The sequence below is a fragment of the Hydrogenophaga crassostreae genome (assembly GCF_001761385.1).
In the GTDB taxonomy this organism is placed as follows: Bacteria; Pseudomonadota; Gammaproteobacteria; order Burkholderiales; family Burkholderiaceae_C; genus Hydrogenophaga; species Hydrogenophaga crassostreae.
The window spans coordinates 2,881,713-2,898,083 of record NZ_CP017476.1 but is presented as its reverse complement, the minus strand read 5'-3'; the positions used below and the strand labels follow the sequence as shown (position 1 = coordinate 2,898,083).

At 58.2% G+C, this 16,371-nt stretch carries 13 protein-coding genes, 1 tRNA gene and 1 pseudogene; 12 read left to right on the top strand and 3 right to left on the bottom strand.

Going from position 1 to position 16,371, the window contains the following annotated elements; genetic code table 11:
* Nucleotides 1-110 precede the first annotated feature (110 nt).
* The 9 genes from thrS (at nucleotide 111) to LPB072_RS13235 (ending at nucleotide 8,394) form a co-directional block, all read left to right on the top strand.
* Nucleotides 111-2,018, top strand: coding sequence for a threonine--tRNA ligase (gene thrS / locus LPB072_RS13275; protein WP_066090599.1), 1,908 nt, complete (start codon nucleotides 111-113; stop codon nucleotides 2,016-2,018).
* Between the two features lie 184 nt (nucleotides 2,019-2,202).
* A complete protein-coding gene (infC, locus tag LPB072_RS13270) occupies nucleotides 2,203-2,739 on the top strand; it encodes a translation initiation factor IF-3 (RefSeq protein WP_066090596.1) in 537 nt (178 codons plus the stop codon).
* A 193-nt stretch (nucleotides 2,740-2,932) separates the two neighbouring features.
* Nucleotides 2,933-3,136, top strand: coding sequence for a 50S ribosomal protein L35 (gene rpmI / locus LPB072_RS13265; protein WP_066090993.1), 204 nt, complete (start codon nucleotides 2,933-2,935; stop codon nucleotides 3,134-3,136).
* A 24-nt stretch (nucleotides 3,137-3,160) separates the two neighbouring features.
* The gene (rplT, locus tag LPB072_RS13260) at nucleotides 3,161-3,520 is read left to right on the top strand and encodes a 50S ribosomal protein L20 (protein WP_066090593.1); all 360 of its coding nucleotides are present in this window, start codon (nucleotides 3,161-3,163) and stop codon (nucleotides 3,518-3,520) included.
* 139 nt (nucleotides 3,521-3,659) lie between these two features.
* Nucleotides 3,660-4,733, top strand: coding sequence for a phenylalanine--tRNA ligase subunit alpha (gene pheS, locus LPB072_RS13255; protein ID WP_066090589.1), 1,074 nt, complete (start codon nucleotides 3,660-3,662; stop codon nucleotides 4,731-4,733).
* A 130-nt stretch (nucleotides 4,734-4,863) separates the two neighbouring features.
* Nucleotides 4,864-7,293 (top strand): phenylalanine--tRNA ligase subunit beta, encoded by a 2,430-nt coding sequence (pheT, locus tag LPB072_RS13250; protein ID WP_066090586.1) that lies wholly within the window; start codon nucleotides 4,864-4,866, stop codon nucleotides 7,291-7,293.
* Nucleotides 7,294-7,320: 27 nt separating this feature from the next.
* On the top strand, nucleotides 7,321-7,656 hold the full coding sequence (locus LPB072_RS13245; RefSeq protein WP_066090583.1) for an integration host factor subunit alpha: 336 nt from the start codon (nucleotides 7,321-7,323) through the stop codon (nucleotides 7,654-7,656).
* Between the two features lie 163 nt (nucleotides 7,657-7,819).
* Nucleotides 7,820-8,281, top strand: coding sequence for a MerR family transcriptional regulator (locus tag LPB072_RS13240; RefSeq protein ID WP_066090580.1), 462 nt, complete (start codon nucleotides 7,820-7,822; stop codon nucleotides 8,279-8,281).
* Between the two features lie 36 nt (nucleotides 8,282-8,317).
* Nucleotides 8,318-8,394, top strand: a tRNA-Pro gene (locus tag LPB072_RS13235).
* A gap of 65 nt (nucleotides 8,395-8,459) precedes the next feature.
* Here LPB072_RS13235 and rsxB read toward each other — a convergent pair.
* The 3 genes and pseudogenes from rsxB to LPB072_RS13220 form a co-directional block, all read right to left on the bottom strand.
* Nucleotides 8,460-9,121, bottom strand: a pseudogene (rsxB, locus tag LPB072_RS13230) (electron transport complex subunit RsxB).
* Nucleotides 9,122-9,181: 60 nt separating this feature from the next.
* Nucleotides 9,182-10,654: a polyhydroxyalkanoate depolymerase gene (phaZ, locus tag LPB072_RS13225; protein WP_066090577.1), complete on the bottom strand. Its 1,473-nt coding sequence runs from the start codon at nucleotides 10,652-10,654 to the stop codon at nucleotides 9,182-9,184.
* A gap of 265 nt (nucleotides 10,655-10,919) precedes the next feature.
* Nucleotides 10,920-12,128 (bottom strand): amino acid aminotransferase, encoded by a 1,209-nt coding sequence (locus LPB072_RS13220; RefSeq protein WP_066090574.1) that lies wholly within the window; start codon nucleotides 12,126-12,128, stop codon nucleotides 10,920-10,922.
* A 118-nt stretch (nucleotides 12,129-12,246) separates the two neighbouring features.
* Between LPB072_RS13220 and uvrB the strand changes: the two genes are divergently transcribed.
* The 3 genes from uvrB (at nucleotide 12,247) to LPB072_RS13200 (ending at nucleotide 16,370) form a co-directional block, all read left to right on the top strand.
* Nucleotides 12,247-14,355, top strand: a complete 2,109-nt coding sequence (uvrB, locus tag LPB072_RS13215) for an excinuclease ABC subunit UvrB (protein ID WP_066090988.1) — start codon at nucleotides 12,247-12,249, stop codon at nucleotides 14,353-14,355.
* A gap of 205 nt (nucleotides 14,356-14,560) precedes the next feature.
* Nucleotides 14,561-15,094, top strand: coding sequence for a Fe-S cluster assembly transcriptional regulator IscR (gene iscR, locus LPB072_RS13205; RefSeq protein WP_066090568.1), 534 nt, complete (start codon nucleotides 14,561-14,563; stop codon nucleotides 15,092-15,094).
* Nucleotides 15,095-15,152: 58 nt separating this feature from the next.
* On the top strand, nucleotides 15,153-16,370 hold the full coding sequence (locus LPB072_RS13200; protein WP_066090565.1) for an IscS subfamily cysteine desulfurase: 1,218 nt from the start codon (nucleotides 15,153-15,155) through the stop codon (nucleotides 16,368-16,370).
* Nucleotide 16,371: the final 1 nt, after the last annotated feature.

The following is a 16,371-nucleotide window of genomic DNA, read 5'->3' as shown; positions in this document are numbered from 1 at the left end:
GGGCGTTCACTACGCCAGCCTTCTGAGGCTTGCAGTACGCGCCTGCTCAAACCTTTTTCACCTTTGATAGCGCGGCCCATGCCGCGCTTTTTGTTTTCTGAAACCCATTTATGTTGCACATCACACTCCCCGACGGCTCCCAACGTGAATTTGCCGGTCCAGTCACCGTGGCCGAAGTCGCTGCCTCGATTGGTTCTGGTCTCGCGAAAGCAGCACTTGCCGGAAAGATCGGGGAACAGATCGTCGACACCAGTCACCAGATCACGGCCGATTCGCCGTTGTCCATCATCACAGCCAAAGACGCAGAGGGACTGGAGGTGATTCGCCACTCCACGGCACATCTGTTGGCTTACGCGGTTAAATCACTCTTTCCTGATGCCCAGGTGACCATTGGGCCTGTGATCGAGCATGGTTTCTTTTACGACTTTTCGTATTCACGACCCTTCACGCCAGAAGACCTGTTCGCAATCGAAAAGCGCATGAGCGAACTGGCTGCCAAGGACGAGCCTGTGGTGCGCCGCGTGTTGCCACGCGACGAAGCCGTTGCGTATTTCAAGGGCATGGGTGAGCATTACAAAGCCGAAATCATTGCCAGCATTCCGAGCAATGAAGATGTGAGTCTGTATCGCGAAGGTGCGTTTGAAGACCTGTGTCGCGGCCCTCACGTGCCCAGTACCGGCAAGCTCAAGCACTTCAAGTTGATGAAGGTGGCGGGTGCGTATTGGCGCGGTGACCACCGCAACGAAATGCTGCAGCGCATTTACGGCACGGCCTGGGCGAGCAAAGAAGATTTGCAGCAGCACCTGACCATGATCGAAGAGGCGGAGAAGCGCGACCATCGCAAACTCGGGCGCGAACTCGACCTGTTCCACATCGACGAACACTCACCTGGCACGGTCTTTTGGCATCCCAAAGGCTGGTCGGTCTGGCAGGAGGTGGAGCAGTACATGCGCCGCGTCTATCGCGACAACGGCTACCAAGAAGTTAAAGGTCCACAGATCCTGGACAAAGGCTTGTGGGAGAAAACGGGCCACTGGGACAAGTACCGCGACAACATGTTCACCACGGAGTCGGAGAAGCGCGAATACGCCTTGAAGCCGATGAATTGCCCCGGGCACATCCAGATCTTCAAGCAGGGCATCAAAAGCTACCGCGACCTGCCACTGCGCTACGGTGAATTTGGCCAGTGCCACCGCAATGAGCCTTCGGGAGGCTTGCACGGCATCATGCGCGTGCGCGCGTTTACGCAAGACGATGGGCACATCTTCTGCACCGAGGACATGATTCTGGACGAATGCGTGGCCTATACAGCGTTGCTGCAAAAGGTCTACAAGGATTTTGGTTTCGAGAGCATCATTTACAAGGTCGCCACGCGCCCTGACGCGCGCATTGGCACCGATGAGAGTTGGGACAAGGCCGAGCACGCGCTGATCGAAAGCCTGCGTCGCTCGGGTTGCGAGTTTGAAATTTCGCCGGGCGAGGGCGCCTTCTACGGTCCCAAGATCGAATACACGTTGAAAGATGCCATTGGTCGCCAATGGCAGTGCGGCACCATGCAGGTCGATTTTTTCATGACCGAGCGTCTGGATGCCGAATACGTGGGCGAAGATGGAGCGCGTCACCGACCTGTGATGCTGCACCGGGCCATCGTGGGCAGCCTGGAGCGTTTCATCGGTATTTTGATCGAGCAACATGCGGGTGCACTGCCTGTTTGGCTGGCCCCTGTGCAGGTTTCGGTCCTCAATATCACCGATGCGCAGTCCGATTACTGTCGCGAAATTGCCAAAACGCTGCAAAATCAAGGGCTTAGGGTAGAGACCGATCTGCGCAACGAAAAAATTACGTATAAAATAAGAGAGCACGCGTTGCAAAAGCCCCCTTACATCCTTGTCGTGGGCGACAAAGAAAAGGCGGCTGGTGCTGTGGCGGTGCGGGCTCGAGGCAATAAAGACCTCGGTGTCATGTCGCTGGAAGACTTTTCCAAATTGATTGCGGCAGACGTTTCATCCAAAGTTTGATTCTCCAAACGGTTCGGTTGATGCCCCCACGGCTGTGGCGCATGGCGTTGTTGCGCCCGGCTTTGTGCGATTCGCTCAGGGCCTTTTTGTTTAACAGGCCCACATTAAGGAAATCACCATAGCTACCAACTTTCGCGACCGCCGCCACCGCGAGGAACGCGCACACCGACTGAACCGTGAAATCATGGCCCCGGAGGTTCGCCTCAATGGCCCGGAAAACGAGCCACTTGGCATCGTCAGTTTGCAGGATGCGCTGCGCATGGCGGGTGAGGCGGATGTGGATCTGGTGGAAATCGCCGCCACTGCCGTGCCTCCCGTGTGTCGTCTGATGGACTACGGTAAGTTCAAGTACCAGGAGCAGAAGAAGGCGGCGGAAGCCAAGGCCAAGCAAACGGTTATTGAAATCAAGGAAGTCAAGTTCCGCCCGGGCACCGACGACGGTGACTACAACATCAAGATGCGCAACATCCGGCGCTTTCTTGATGACGGCGACAAGTGCAAGATCACGCTGCGGTTCCGCGGTCGTGAGATCACGCACCAGGAACTGGGCTTGGCTTTGCTCAACCGCATTCGCGATGAGTTGGCCGATTCGATCATCGTGGAGCAGTTTCCAAAATTGGAAGGTCGCCAGATGATCATGATGATCGCGCCGGGTCGCAAGAAACCAGCGGCCTCGTCGGCGCCAAAAGCCTCTCCTGAAGGGGGCGCATCGGCAACCTGAAAAGGTGGTTGATCAAAGGGAATCAAGATTGGACGGGCAGGGTAGTCTCCTGCTGGTTCGAGGCAAAAGGGTAAAAGCCCTGATGCCGAACTGAACCGCCGCAAGGTGGTTCATCAAAAGTGGCTCGGGGCCAACAAGACTGCGAATTGGTTCGCAGGCGCCTCACGAGCACAAATGAAAAAGGAGCATGAAGATGCCCAAAATGAAGACCAAGAGCAGCGCGAAGAAGCGATTCCGCGTTCGTCCCGGTGGCACCGTTAAACGCGGTCAAGCCTTCAAGCGTCACATCCTGACCAAGAAGACCACCAAGAACAAGCGCCACTTGCGTGGTGCAGTGACTGTGCATGACTCCAATATGAGTCAAATGGCACAGATGCTGCCCGGCATGGGTATTTGATCAACGACGAACAAGGAGTAATTCATGCCTCGCGTCAAACGTGGTGTCACGGCTCGTGCCCGACACAAAAAAGTTCTAGCCCTTGCAAAAGGTTTCCGCGGCCGCCGCGGCAATGTCTTCCGCATTGCCAAGCAGGCAGTGATGAAGGCCGGTCAGTATGCTTACCGTGACCGCCGCAACAAAAAGCGCGTCTTCCGTCGCCTGTGGATCGCGCGTATCAACGCCGGTGCACGTGCTTGCGGCCTGACGTACAGCCAGTTCGCCAACGGCCTGAAGAAGGCACAGATCGAGATCGACCGCAAGGTCCTGGCCGATCTGGCCGTTAACGACGTTGCTGCGTTCAACAGCATCGTGGAACAAGTCAAAGCCAAGCTGGCCGCTTGATTCACGACGGGCTTCTTCGCTGATTGAAAAATCTGCGTTGAAGCCCAGGTCGCTCAAAGGGGTTGAGGCTTGAGGGATTTCCCTCGTGGCGCTCAGCCCCTTTTTTATTGCAACGTAGCACATACACGATTCACACAACATGAACGAGTTGGACGCCCTGGCCCAGAGCGCACGCGAAGCCTTCGCAGCCGCCGCCACACCGGCCGATCTGGAAAATGCGAAAGCCCAGTACATCGGCAAATCCGGTCGCATCACCGAGCTGATGAAGGGCCTGTCGGCCTTGCCGGTGGATGAGAAAAAGACCCGCGGCGCACAGATCAACGTGGCCAAGCAGGCCATCGAAGCCGCGCTCACCGCCCGCCGTCAGGCGTTGGCCGATGCCGAGCTGGAGCTTCAACTCAAGGCCGAAGCGCTGGATGTGACCTTGCCGGGTCGCCAGCGTGGTCAAGGCAGCCTGCACCCCGTGAGCCTGACCCAGGAGCGCATCGAGGCGGTCTTTGGTTCGATGGGTTTTGATGTGGCCGAAGGCCCGGAAATTGAGTCCGACTGGTTCAGCTTCACCTCGCTCAACAGCCCGCCAAACCACCCTGCGCGTTCGATGCAGGACACCTTCTATGTCGAAGGCAAGGGCGCGGACGGCATTTCGCTCAATCTGCGGCCCCATACCAGCCCGATGCAGGTGCGCTATGTGCACGCCCATGTGCGCAAGCATGGCAACGGTTTTGATCCCCGCTCCGGTGACTTGTTCGGCGGCGACATGCCTGAAGTGCGCGTGATTGCGCCAGGCCGCACCTACCGCGTGGACAGCGACGCCACCCATTCGCCCATGTTCCACCAGTGCGAAGGCCTGTGGGTAGGCGAAAACGTGAGCTTCAAAGACCTGAAGGTGGTCTTCACCAATTTCTGCCGCACCTTCTTCGAAAGCGAAGATCTGGTGCTGCGTTTCCGCCCCAGCTTTTTCCCGTTCACCGAGCCCAGCGCCGAGATCGACATTCAGTTCCAAAGCGGCGCCATGGCCGGCCGTTGGCTGGAGGTCGCGGGCTCGGGCCAGGTGCACCCGAATGTGATTCGCAACATGGGTCTGGACCCCGAGCGTTACATCGGCTTCGCCTTTGGCATGGGCATGGACCGCTTCACGATGCTGCGCTATGGCGTGAACGATCTGCGCCTGTTCTTTGACGGCGACGTCCGGTTCTTGAGTCAATTTAAGTAACACCCTTGCCGCGCTTTGCGCGACCCCTCAAAGGGGCGGCATGGGCGGTCCGGCGAAGCCGGCTCCGCGGTGCCCTGAGTTTTTGGCCCTGACGTGCCGAAGTGATTAGCGATTTTTTGAGACGAGTTCCATGCAGTTCCCCGAATCCTGGTTGCGCAGTTTCTGCAATCCCGCCATTTCCAGCCAGCAGCTGGCCGATACCTTGACCATGGCCGGTCTGGAGGTCGAAGAGCTCACGCCAGTTGCGCCTCCTTTCACCGGCATTGTGGTGGGCCAGATCTTGTCGGCCGAGCAGCACCCCAACGCCGACCGTCTGCGCATTTGCCAGGTCGACGTGGGTCAGGCGGAGCCGCTGAACATCGTCTGCGGCGCGCCGAATGCGCGCGTGGGCATCAAAGTGCCTTGCGCCACGGTGGGTGCGGAATTGCCCCCGGGCGAAGACGGCAAGCCGTTCAAGATCAAGCTGGGCAAGCTGCGCGGCGTGGAGAGCCAGGGCATGTTGTGCTCGGCCAAAGAGCTGAAGACCTCCGAGGAGAACGATGGCCTGCTCGAGCTGGGTGATGATGCCGTGATCGGTCGCAACATCCGCGAACAGCTGGCACTGGACGACCTGTTGTTCACGCTCAAGCTCACGCCCAATCTGGCGCATTGCCTGAGCGTTTACGGCATCGCGCGTGAAGTGTCCGCGCTGACCGGTGCGCCGCTGTTGAAGCCCGAATTCCCGGCTGCAGCAGTCAAACTGAGCGACCGCCTTGCTGTTGATGTGCAAGACAAAGACCTTTGTGGCCGCTTCAGCGGACGCGTGGTGCGTGGCGTCAACACGCGCGTGACGACGCCGGCCTGGATGGTGGACCGTCTGGCCCGCTGCGGTCAGCGCAGCGTGTCGCCGTTGGTGGACATTTCCAACTACGTGATGTTCGAGTTGGGCCGCCCATCGCACATTTTTGACCTCGACAAAATCCACGGCGGCCTGCAAGTGCGCTGGGGCAAGCCGGGCGAGCAATTGAAATTGCTCAACGGCAACACCGTGTCGGTGGACGCCGAAGTCGGCGTGATCGCCGACGACCAGGCCGTGGAATCCTTGGCCGGCATCATGGGTGGCGACGCCACCGCCGTGTCAGGTGACACCGTCAACATCTTCATTGAGGCGGCCTTCTGGTGGCCCAAGGCCATTGCTGGCCGCTCGCGCCGCTTCAACTTCAGCACCGATGCGGGACACCGTTTCGAGCGTGGCGTAGACCCTTCCACCACGGTGGAGCATGTCGAACGCATTACGCAGCTCGTGCTCGACATCTGCGGCGGGGAGGCAGGCCCGATGGACGACCAGACGCTGGCTCTGCCCGAAGGCAAGCCGGTCACGCTGCGCGTTGCCCGGGCCGCGAAGGTCATCGGCATGCCGCTGACGCAAGCGCAGTGCGCTGACGCGTTGCGCCGTCTGGGCCTGGAGGTGAGCGAAGGCGAGGGCACGGTTACGGTGGCCCCGCCGGCTTTCCGTTTTGATCTGCAGATTGAAGAAGACCTGATCGAAGAGGTCGCTCGCATGATCGGCTATGAGCAGTTGCCGGAAACGCCGCCAATGGCGCCCACCACGCCAAAGCTGCGCACCGAATCGCGCCGGGGGCCATTCGCTGTGCGTCGCCAGTTGGCGCAGCTGGGCTACCAGGAAACCATCAACTTCAGCTTCGTCGAAGCGCGCTGGGAGCAGGAGCTCGCGGGCAATGCCAACCCGGTGAAGTTGCTCAATCCGATCGCTAGCCAGATGAGCGTGATGCGTTCCTCCTTGCTGGGCAGTTTGATTGCCGCACTCAAATTCAACCTGGACCGCAAGGCCGAACGCGTGCGCTTGTTTGAAGTGGGCCGCGTGTTTTTCAAGGATGCTTCTGTCAAAGACAGCGACACCACCGTGGCCGGTTATCACCAGCCCATGCGCGTGGCGGGTCTGGCCTATGGGCCTGCGGAAGCGGTGCAGTGGGGCGTGGCAACGCGCGGCGAAGATTTCTTCGATGCCAAAGGCGATGTGCAAGCTTTGCTGGCGCCTTTGCAGGTCGAGTTCCGTGCGGGCGATCATCCGGCAATGCACCCCGGCCGTTGCGCGTCCGTGTGGCGAGCAGACGAATGCATCGGCCATGTGGGCGAGTTGCACCCCAAATGGCGCCAAGGCTACGAACTGGCTCAGGCGCCGATGATGTTTGAGCTGGCGCTGGATGCTGTGCTGGCGCGCGATGTGCCGGCGTTCCAGACCGTGAGCCGTTATCAGCCCGTGGAGCGCGATCTGGCCATTGTGGTCAAGGAATCGGTGACCCACGCCGCGGTGATGAAGGCGGTCAAAGGCACCGGCAGCAGCCTGCTGCGCGATGCCATGCTGTTTGACGTGTACCGGCCCAAGAAAGCCGCCGATGGTACGGTGACGGGTGGCCTGGCCGCCGATGAAAAGAGCTTGGCGGTGCGTCTGATGTTCAGCCGTGATGACGCTACACTGACCGACACCGAGATTGATGCGGTGGTGAAGCAGGCGCTGGAACGGCTGGAACAGCAGGTCGCGGCACGGCTTCGCGGATAAAAGAACAAAGATTTGGAGAGATATCCCATGGAACTTGCCGTTGAGAGCCTTGAGACGCCGGCGCTGACGAAAGCGCAACTGGCCGATTTGCTGTTTGACCAGATTGGTCTGAACAAACGCGAATCCAAAGACATGATCGATGCGTTCTTTGACCTTGTGACAGACAGTCTTGTTGAAGGCACTGACGTTCGAATCTCGGGCTTCGGCAATTTTCAGATCCGTACCAAAGCTGCGCGCCCTGGGCGCAACCCCCGCACAGGCGAGCCTGTGGCGATTGAAGCAAGGCGCGTGGTGACATTTCACGCCAGTCCCAAACTCAAGGATCAGGTACAGGCACTGGTCGTGGGCTCTGAAGCAGGCTGACGCAGGCTCAACCTGACTGTTGCTTAGCACGCAGCTTTTGCGCTTTCGCCAAGCCTCGCGATGAGGCATACGCAACAAAATGTGCATCAATATGGTGATCCATGCGCACGGGGTCTGTACTTAGAGTAGATTTGAAGGTTCGTCCCGTACGGACTTGATTTGCATGGAAAAAGATCTACCTCCCATCCCCGCCAAACGCTATTTCACCATTGGAGAAGTGGGGGATTTGTGTGGGGTAAAGCCTCATGTGCTTCGATATTGGGAGCAGGAGTTCACGCAGCTGAGACCCATGAAGCGGCGAGGCAATCGCCGGTATTACCAGCACCATGAGGTGCTGATGATCCGCCGCATTCGCGAACTGCTTTATGACCAAGGGTTCACTATCAGCGGCGCTCGGAACAAGCTACAGGAAATTGTGCAAGCCGAGCGAGAAATGCGGTCGGGCGGTGGCGAATCGGCAGTTGAGGTAACGGGTGCAGCTTTGGCTGCGGGAGATGGTGGCCCTTCTGCAATTCCTTTGACCAAGCAAGGGCCGATCTCCGTCAATGCAGTCGATGCATCATCTTGGCGGGTGGTGAGACAAGAATTGCTTGAGATTCGTTCATTACTTGGCGAGCATCTCTGAAAAATGGCGATTTGCACCATATAATCTGAGGCTAGTCGGCGCGTAGCGCAGCCAGGTAGCGCACTTGCATGGGGTGCAAGGGGTCGCGAGTTCGAATCCCGCCGTGCCGACCATTGATATGAAAAGCCCGCAGTCGAAAGATTGTGGGCTTTTTCATTTCTGGCTACCCGACAAAAGACTATGGACGTTGTTGCCCGCGCCTTGAACGCGCTCGCTCCAAGGCTGCAGCGATCACTTCTCGCTTCTTGTTCAGTGTGTCTGTATCGGTGTGCAGGGAGTGCGCCTCCAGATCAGCCAGCTTCATTCGGGCTTTGGCTTCCAATGCCACGTCTTGCGCGACGGATTCGCGTTTCAGGCGTTGTGTTCGCTGGATGTATCGTTTTTTGGCTTGTCCGGCCTGGGCTTCAGACCAAGCTTGCCAACCGGTTCGGTTCTCGCTCACGGTATCCAGGGAAATACAGTCCACTGGACACACCGGAATGCACAGCTCACAGCCTGTGCAGTAAGGCTCAATCACTGTGTGCATCTGTTTGTTGCTGCCCAGAATTGCATCGGTTGGGCAGGCCTTGATGCACAGGGTGCATCCTATGCACCAATCTTCGTCAATGACCGCGACTGTAAGTGCCCCCTCGATTCCAAAGTGGGTGTTGAGCGGTTTGACGGGTTGGCCGGTAATGGACGCCAGGCGTTGAATACCTTCTCGCCCCCTGGGGGACATTGGTTGATCTCAGCCTCGCCTTGAGCGATGGCTTGGGCGTACTGTGCACAGTCCGGATAGCCGCATCGGGTGCACTGGGTTTGAGGCAAGGCGGCGTCAATGCGCCGAGCGAGATTTTTCATGTCGTCCATGGCAAAGGGGGCCGAAGCCCCCTATTTTTGATCGTTGGCCGCTGGGCGTGATCAGGCCGCAGGTTTGGTGGTGCGCTTGGCAGCGGGCTTGCGGACGCGTGGTTTGGCTGGCGCAGGTGCCGCGGCCACTTTTGCGGCAGCCTTCGATGCGACAGTTTTGCTTGCGCTGGGCCGTTTGGCTGGTGCTACGGCTGTGGATTTTGCCAGAGCTGCTGCTGTTTCAGCAGGTTTCACAGGCGCTTTCCCAGGTGCTTGGGCGGCTTTTTGGTGCGACTGGATAAAGTCATGCAGCACGGGGTAGACGAACTCACGCCAGCGTCGACCGGCGAAAATGCCATAGTGACCTGCGCCTTTGGCTTCATAGTGTCCGCGCTGGCTTTTGCTCAGGGCCGTGCAGAGTTTGTGGGCCGCTTCGGACTGACCTGAGCCCGAAATATCATCGAATTCGCCTTCCACGGTCAACAGCGCTGTTTGGGTGATGTCTTCCGGGCGAACACGCTCAAGTTTGCCTTTGGGATTTTTGACGTCCCAAGTGCCCATCATCAGCTTGTAGTCCTGAAACACGGTAGCGATCGTTTCCAGGTAGTAGTCGGCATCCATGTCGAGAACTGCGTTGTATTCGTCGTAGAACTTGCGGTGGGCTTCGACGCTTTCGTCATCGCCTTTGATCAAATCCTTGAAATAGTCGTAATGGCTGTCTGCATGGCGGTTCGGGTTCATGGCCACGAAGCCCGTGTGCTGCAGGAAGCCTGGGTAGACACGGCGACCTGCACCCGGGAATTTGTCGGGCACACGGTAGATAACGTTGTTCTCAAACCAGCTGTGGCTGCGTTCCACGGCCAGATCGTTCACTGCCGTTGGCGACTTGCGGGCATCGATGGGGCCACCCATCATGGTCATGGACAAAGGCGTTGTTTCTCCACGGGTAGCCATCAGCGAGATGGCGGCCAACACCGGCACAGTGGGCTGACACACGCTCAATACATGGCAGTTTCCATAGGATTTTTGTAGGTAACGAATGAAGTCCTGCACGTAGTTGACGTAGTCGTCCAGGTGAAACTCGCCATCGGACAGCGGAACCAGCCGGGCATTTTTCCAGTCGGTGATGTAGACCTTGTGGTCTTTGAGCATGGTGCGCACGGTGTCGCGCAAGAGCGTGGCGTAGTGCCCCGAAAGAGGCGCCACGATGAGCACCACGGGTTGGCTCTTGAGCTTCTCCAGGGTGGCGGTATCGTCAGAGAAGCGCTTGAACCGGCGCAATTCGCAAAATGGCAGGTCCACTTCAACGCGCTCATGGATGGCCACGTCTACGCCGTCGACAGCCAGCGTTCGAATGCCAAATTCCGGTTTTTCGTAGTCTTTACCGAGCCTGTGCATCAAGTCATAGGCAGCCGATACGCGCTGCGCGATGGGCAGTTGCGTCAATGGCATGGCAGGATTGGTGTAGAACTTCGCAGCCACTTCGGCCAGGTCGGCGAAGGGCTCCATCATGGAACGCTGCGTTTCGTAAATCTGGTAAAGCATGGTGTGGAATGAATTGGTTATGTTGCAGTGCAATATAACAGGATGTTGCGAATCCTGTTTCGATGAAAACACCTAGGTAAAGGGGTTGTTTGTGTCGTTTGCGAAAAAGTGGCGGATTCAGGGGCCTGTGGGCGAAAAGTAGGTGTAGACGACGTGTGACTGGTATCGGTTGTGTTCAAGTTTTGCACAATTTGCTCGCTTTGTAGAGAGCTCAAAATGACAAAGGGCCACTCGAGAGTGGCCCTTTGTCATTCGGACGGCACTTTTACATCACCTTGGCAATGGCCTGACACACATGGTTGATGTTTTTGCTGTTGATCGCTGCCACGCACATGCGGCCGGTATCGGTGCCGTAAACGCCGAATTCGCTGCGCAGACGCACCATCTGGTCCTTGCTCAAGCCGGAGTAGCTGAACATGCCAATCTGGGTGGTGATGAAGCTCATGTCTTTGGTGACGCCAGCGGCCTTCAGGCCATCAACCAGCTTTTGGCGCATGGCCTTGATGCGCACGCGCATCTCGCCCAGTTCTTTTTCCCACAAAGCGCGCAGCTCGGGGTTGCCCAGCACCGCGGCCACAATGGCGCCGCCGTGGGTGGGCGGGTTGGAGTAGTTGGTGCGGATGGCGATTTTGAGCTGGCTCAGCACACGGTCGGTCTCTTCCTTGCTGCTGCCGACCACGCTCAGGGCGCCCACGCGCTCGCCGTAGAGGCTGAAGCTCTTGGAGAAGCTGGTGGAGACAAAAATGTTCAGCCCGGCGGCCACGAACTTGCCGATGACGGCGCCGTCTTCGGTGATGCCGTAGCCAAAGCCCTGGTAGGCCATGTCGAGGAAAGCGGTCAGGTTGCGGTCCTTCACCACTTGAATCACCTGGTCCCATTGCACAGGGGTGATGTCGTAACCGGTGGGGTTGTGGCAGCAGGCGTGCAGCAAGACGATGGTGCCTTCAGTTGCTGCGGTCAGGGCGGCCAGCATGCCGTCGAAATTGATGCCGCCCAGGCCGCCATTCACGCTTTGGTCGAAATAAGGGTAGGTCTCGACAGTGAAGCCGGCGTTGGTGAACAGCGCGCGGTGGTTCTCCCAGCTCGGGTCGGAGATCAGCACCTTGGCGTTAGGGCTGATTTTTTTCAGGAAATCGGCACCGATTTTCAGACCGCCGGTGCCGCCAATGGCTTGCACGGTGGCCACGCGGCCGCTCTTGACCACGTCAGAATCCGCGCCGAAGACCAGGTTCTTGACGCCAGCGTCATAGGCGGCGATGCCGTCGATGGGCAGGTAGCCGCGCGCGGTTGGCGTGGCCATCATGGCTTTTTCCGCCACTTGCACGCATTCCAGCAGGGGCAGCTTGCCGTTGTCATCAAAGTACACACCCACGCCCAGGTTGACTTTGAGCGGGTTGGAGTCGGCGGCATATTGTTCGTTCAGACCCAGAATCGGATCGCGGGGGGCCATTTCGACGGCGGTGAACAAGGACATTTCAAATTCCTGAAGGGTAGGGGCGCGGAGCGGTTTGCGGATTTGCCAGAAGACACGTGTCACAGGTTTGCGTTACGCTGTCTGGTTAGACCTTTGATTTTATCCCCCCATGCCTGCCATGCCTTCCCAGCCTTCGTCCATCCCTTTGAGTCTTGTGGACGACGCGCCTGCCCAAGAGGGCGAATTTGTGCGTTTTGAGGGATCTCCTTTTGAGCTCTTCATGCCGTACCCCCCGGCGGGGGACCAACCGGTGGCTATCGATCAGTTGGTTGATGGCGTGAACGACGGTGAGGTATTTCAGACGCTGCTGGGGGTGACCGGGTCGGGCAAAACCTTCACCATGGCCAACACGATTGCCCGCCTGGGTCGCCCGGCCATCGTATTTGCGCCCAACAAGACCCTGGCCGCGCAGTTGTATTCAGAGTTTCGCGAGTTTTTCCCCAAGAACGCAGTCGAGTACTTCGTCAGTTACTACGACTATTACCAACCTGAGGCCTATGTGCCTCAGCGCGACCTGTTCATCGAGAAGGACAGTGCCATCAACGAGCACATCGAGCAGATGCGCTTGAGCTGCACCAAAAGCATCCTGGAGCGGCGCGATGTGGTGATTGTGGCCACCGTCTCAGCCATTTATGGCATCGGCAAGCCTGAGAGTTACCACAAGATGGTCATGCTCCTGCGAGTGGGCGACAAAATTGGCCAGCGAGACCTGATTGCCCAGCTGGTGCGCATGCAATACGCGCGCAACGAGGCCGATTTTTCAAGGGGTAAGTTCCGCGTGCGTGGTGACACCATTGATGTGTTTCCGGCTGAGCACTCCGAAATGGCGATCCGCATCGAGCTGTTTGACGACGAGGTGGAAACGTTGCAGTTGTTCGATCCGTTGACCGGTAAGGTGCGTCAGAAGATCCCGCGCTTCACGGTGTATCCCAGCAGTCATTACGTGACACCGCGTGAGCAAGTGCTCAATGCGGTTGAACTGATCAAAGACGAGCTGCGGGAGCGGCTTTCGCAGTTGGTGGGCATGGGCAAACTCGTCGAAGCGCAGCGGTTGGAGCAGCGTACCCGGTTCGACCTTGAAATGTTGACCGAGGTCGGTCATTGCAAGGGCATTGAGAACTACTCGCGCCATCTCTCGGGTAGCGCGCAAGGCGAGCCACCGTCCACACTGACCGATTACCTGCCCAGAGACGCGGTGATGTTTCTGGACGAAAGTCACGTGTTGATGGGTCAATTTGGCGGCATGTACGCAGGCGACCGGTCGCGAAAAACCACGCTGGTGGAATACGGCTTCCGCCTGCCCAGCGCGCTGGACAACCGGCCATTGAAGCTCGAAGAGTTTGAACAGCGCATGCGCCAGGTGATTTTTGTATCGGCCACCCCGGCGGACTACGAAAAAACCCATTCGGGTCAAGTGGTGGAGCAGTTGGTGCGCCCCACCGGTTTGGTGGACCCGGAGGTCGAAGTGCGGCCGGCGATCCATCAGGTCGACGATGTGCTGCAGGAAATCCGCATCCGTGTGGAGAAGCACGAACGGGTGCTGATCACGACGTTGACCAAGCGCATGGCCGAGCAGTTGACCGACTACCTGACGGAAAACGGTGTCAAGGTGCGCTATTTGCACAGCGACATCGACACGGTGGAGCGGGTGGAAATCTTGCGCGATCTGCGGCTTGGCGCCTTCGATGTGCTGGTGGGTATCAACCTGCTGCGCGAAGGTATCGACATTCCCGAGGTGTCGCTGGTCGCGATTCTGGATGCGGACAAAGAAGGTTTCTTGCGCTCAGAGCGCAGCTTGATCCAGACCATTGGCCGCGCTGCACGCAACTTGAATGGCCGGGCCATTCTTTACGCCGACCGTGTGACCGACTCCATGGCCCGTGCCATTGGGGAAACAGAGCGGCGGCGAACCAAGCAAATTGCCCACAACCTTGAGCGCGGCATTGAGCCCAGAAGCATCAACAAACGCATCAAGGACCTGATCGATGGCGTGTACAGCGAGAAGGCTGGCAAAGAGGCCGACCGGCTGGCGGCCGAGAGTGCGCTGCGCGCCAGCGTGGACGACATGAGCGAGAAAGATGTTGCGCGCGAGATCAAGCGGCTGGAGAAGCTCATGCTTGAACATGCGCGCAACCTTGAATTCGAGAAGGCGGCAGGTGTTCGCGACCAGCTTTCACATTTGAAGGCGCAGGTGTTTGGGGCGTCGGGTCACGATCAGGTGGCTTGATCGGGCTGCAACCGGATTTCCTGGGGAATACCCGACAGCGATTGAAGGTCTCTGGTATACTCGATCAAAACAGTCGGATATGAAAAAAAGCCTTCCTTGGGAGCAATCGCCACTGGCGATTGAATGGGGAAACGAGCGTTCAAGAGTCTGCCGAGCGGGATCTTGAACAAACGAACACAGCAAGCCAAACCAAAGGAGCTTGAAGATGCGCCTCACCACCAAGGGCCGCTTTGCGGTCACTGCCATGATCGATCTGGCCCTGCGCCAGAACAATGGTCCCGTCACCCTCGCGGCCATCAGCCAGCGCCAGCAAATTTCGCTTTCGTATCTGGAGCAGCTGTTTGGCAAGCTGCGCCGCCACGAGCTGGTTGAATCCACCCGTGGTCCAGGCGGTGGATATTCCCTGGGTCGAAAAGCCGCTGACATCACTGTTGCCGACATCATTGTGTCGGTCGATGAACCCATCGATGCCACGCAATGTGGAGGCAAGGAAAACTGCCTGGGCGAAGGCAACCGCTGCATGACCCATGAGTTGTGGGCTGCCCTCAACCGCAAAATGGTTGATTTCCTGGACTCGGTGTCGTTGCAGTCGTTGGTGGATGATCAACTGGCCAAAGGCGTTGTCGTTGAAAGCGCGCCCATGATCAAGCGGGCGATCTCATCGGCGCCGGTGGTCAAGCCCATTCGCGTCAATGCGCCCAACTCGGTGTTCGCCCTCGGCGCTTCGCTGTCCAAATAATCCGACTTCGCAGGCGGTGACGTCTGCGCCTTCGAACTCTCAATTTTTCGCACGATTTATGACGACCCCACACTTCCCGATCTACATGGACTACAGCGCCACCAATCCCTGCGACCCGCGGGTGGTGGACGCCATGATCCCCTGGTTGCGCGAGCACTTCGGCAACCCCGCGTCACGCAGCCATGCGTGGGGCTGGGAAGCGGAAAAAGCGGTAGAGACTGCCCGCGGTCAGATCGCCGCGCTGATCAATGCCGATCCGCGTGAAATCGTCTGGACCAGCGGCGCAACCGAGTCCAACAACCTGGCCTTGAAGGGTGCTGCCCAGTTCTACAAGACCAAAGGCAAACACCTGATCACGGTGAAAACCGAGCACAAAGCAGTGCTCGACACCATGCGTGAATTGGAGCGCCAGGGTTTTGAAGTGACTTATCTCGATGTCCAGGCCGATGGCTTGGTTGATCTTGATGTTTTCAAGGCAGCGATCCGCCCTGACACGATTCTGGCCTCGGTCATGTTCGTGAACAACGAGATTGGCGTGATTCAAGATATCGCGGCCCTCGGCGCGATCTGCCGCGAAAAGGGTGTGATTTTCCATGTGGACGCTGCGCAGGCTACAGGCCGTGTGGACATTGACATGCAATCGCTTCCGGTGGACTTGATGAGTCTGACTGGCCACAAGACCTACGGTCCCAAGGGCATTGGCGCGTTGTTTGTGCGCCGCAAGCCGCGCATCCGCATCGAAGCACAAATGCATGGCGGTGGTCACGAGCGTGGCATGCGCTCGGGCACACTGCCGACCCACCAGTGTGTGGGCATGGGCGAGGCCTACCGGATCGCCAAAGAAGAGATGCACGCCGAAAACAAGCGTATTCAGGCGTTGCACGACCGCATGCTCGCGGGGCTGCGCGACATTGAAGAAGTGTTCGTCAATGGCCACGAAACCCGGCGTGTTCCACACAATCTCAACATCAGCTTCAATTATGTCGAGGGCGAGTCGCTGATCATGGGCATCAAAGGTTTGGCCGTTTCCAGTGGTTCGGCATGTACGTCTGCGAGTCTGGAACCCAGCTATGTGTTGCGCGCCTTGGGCCGCAGCGACGAGTTGGCCCACAGCAGTTTGCGCATGACCATCGGTCGCTGGACGACCGAGGAAGAGATCGATTACGCGATCAGCACGATCAAGGAAAACGTAGCGAAGCTGCGTGAGTTGTCCCCCTTGTGGGAAATGTTCAAAGACGGCATTGATATCTCGACGATTCAATGGGCCGCACACTGAA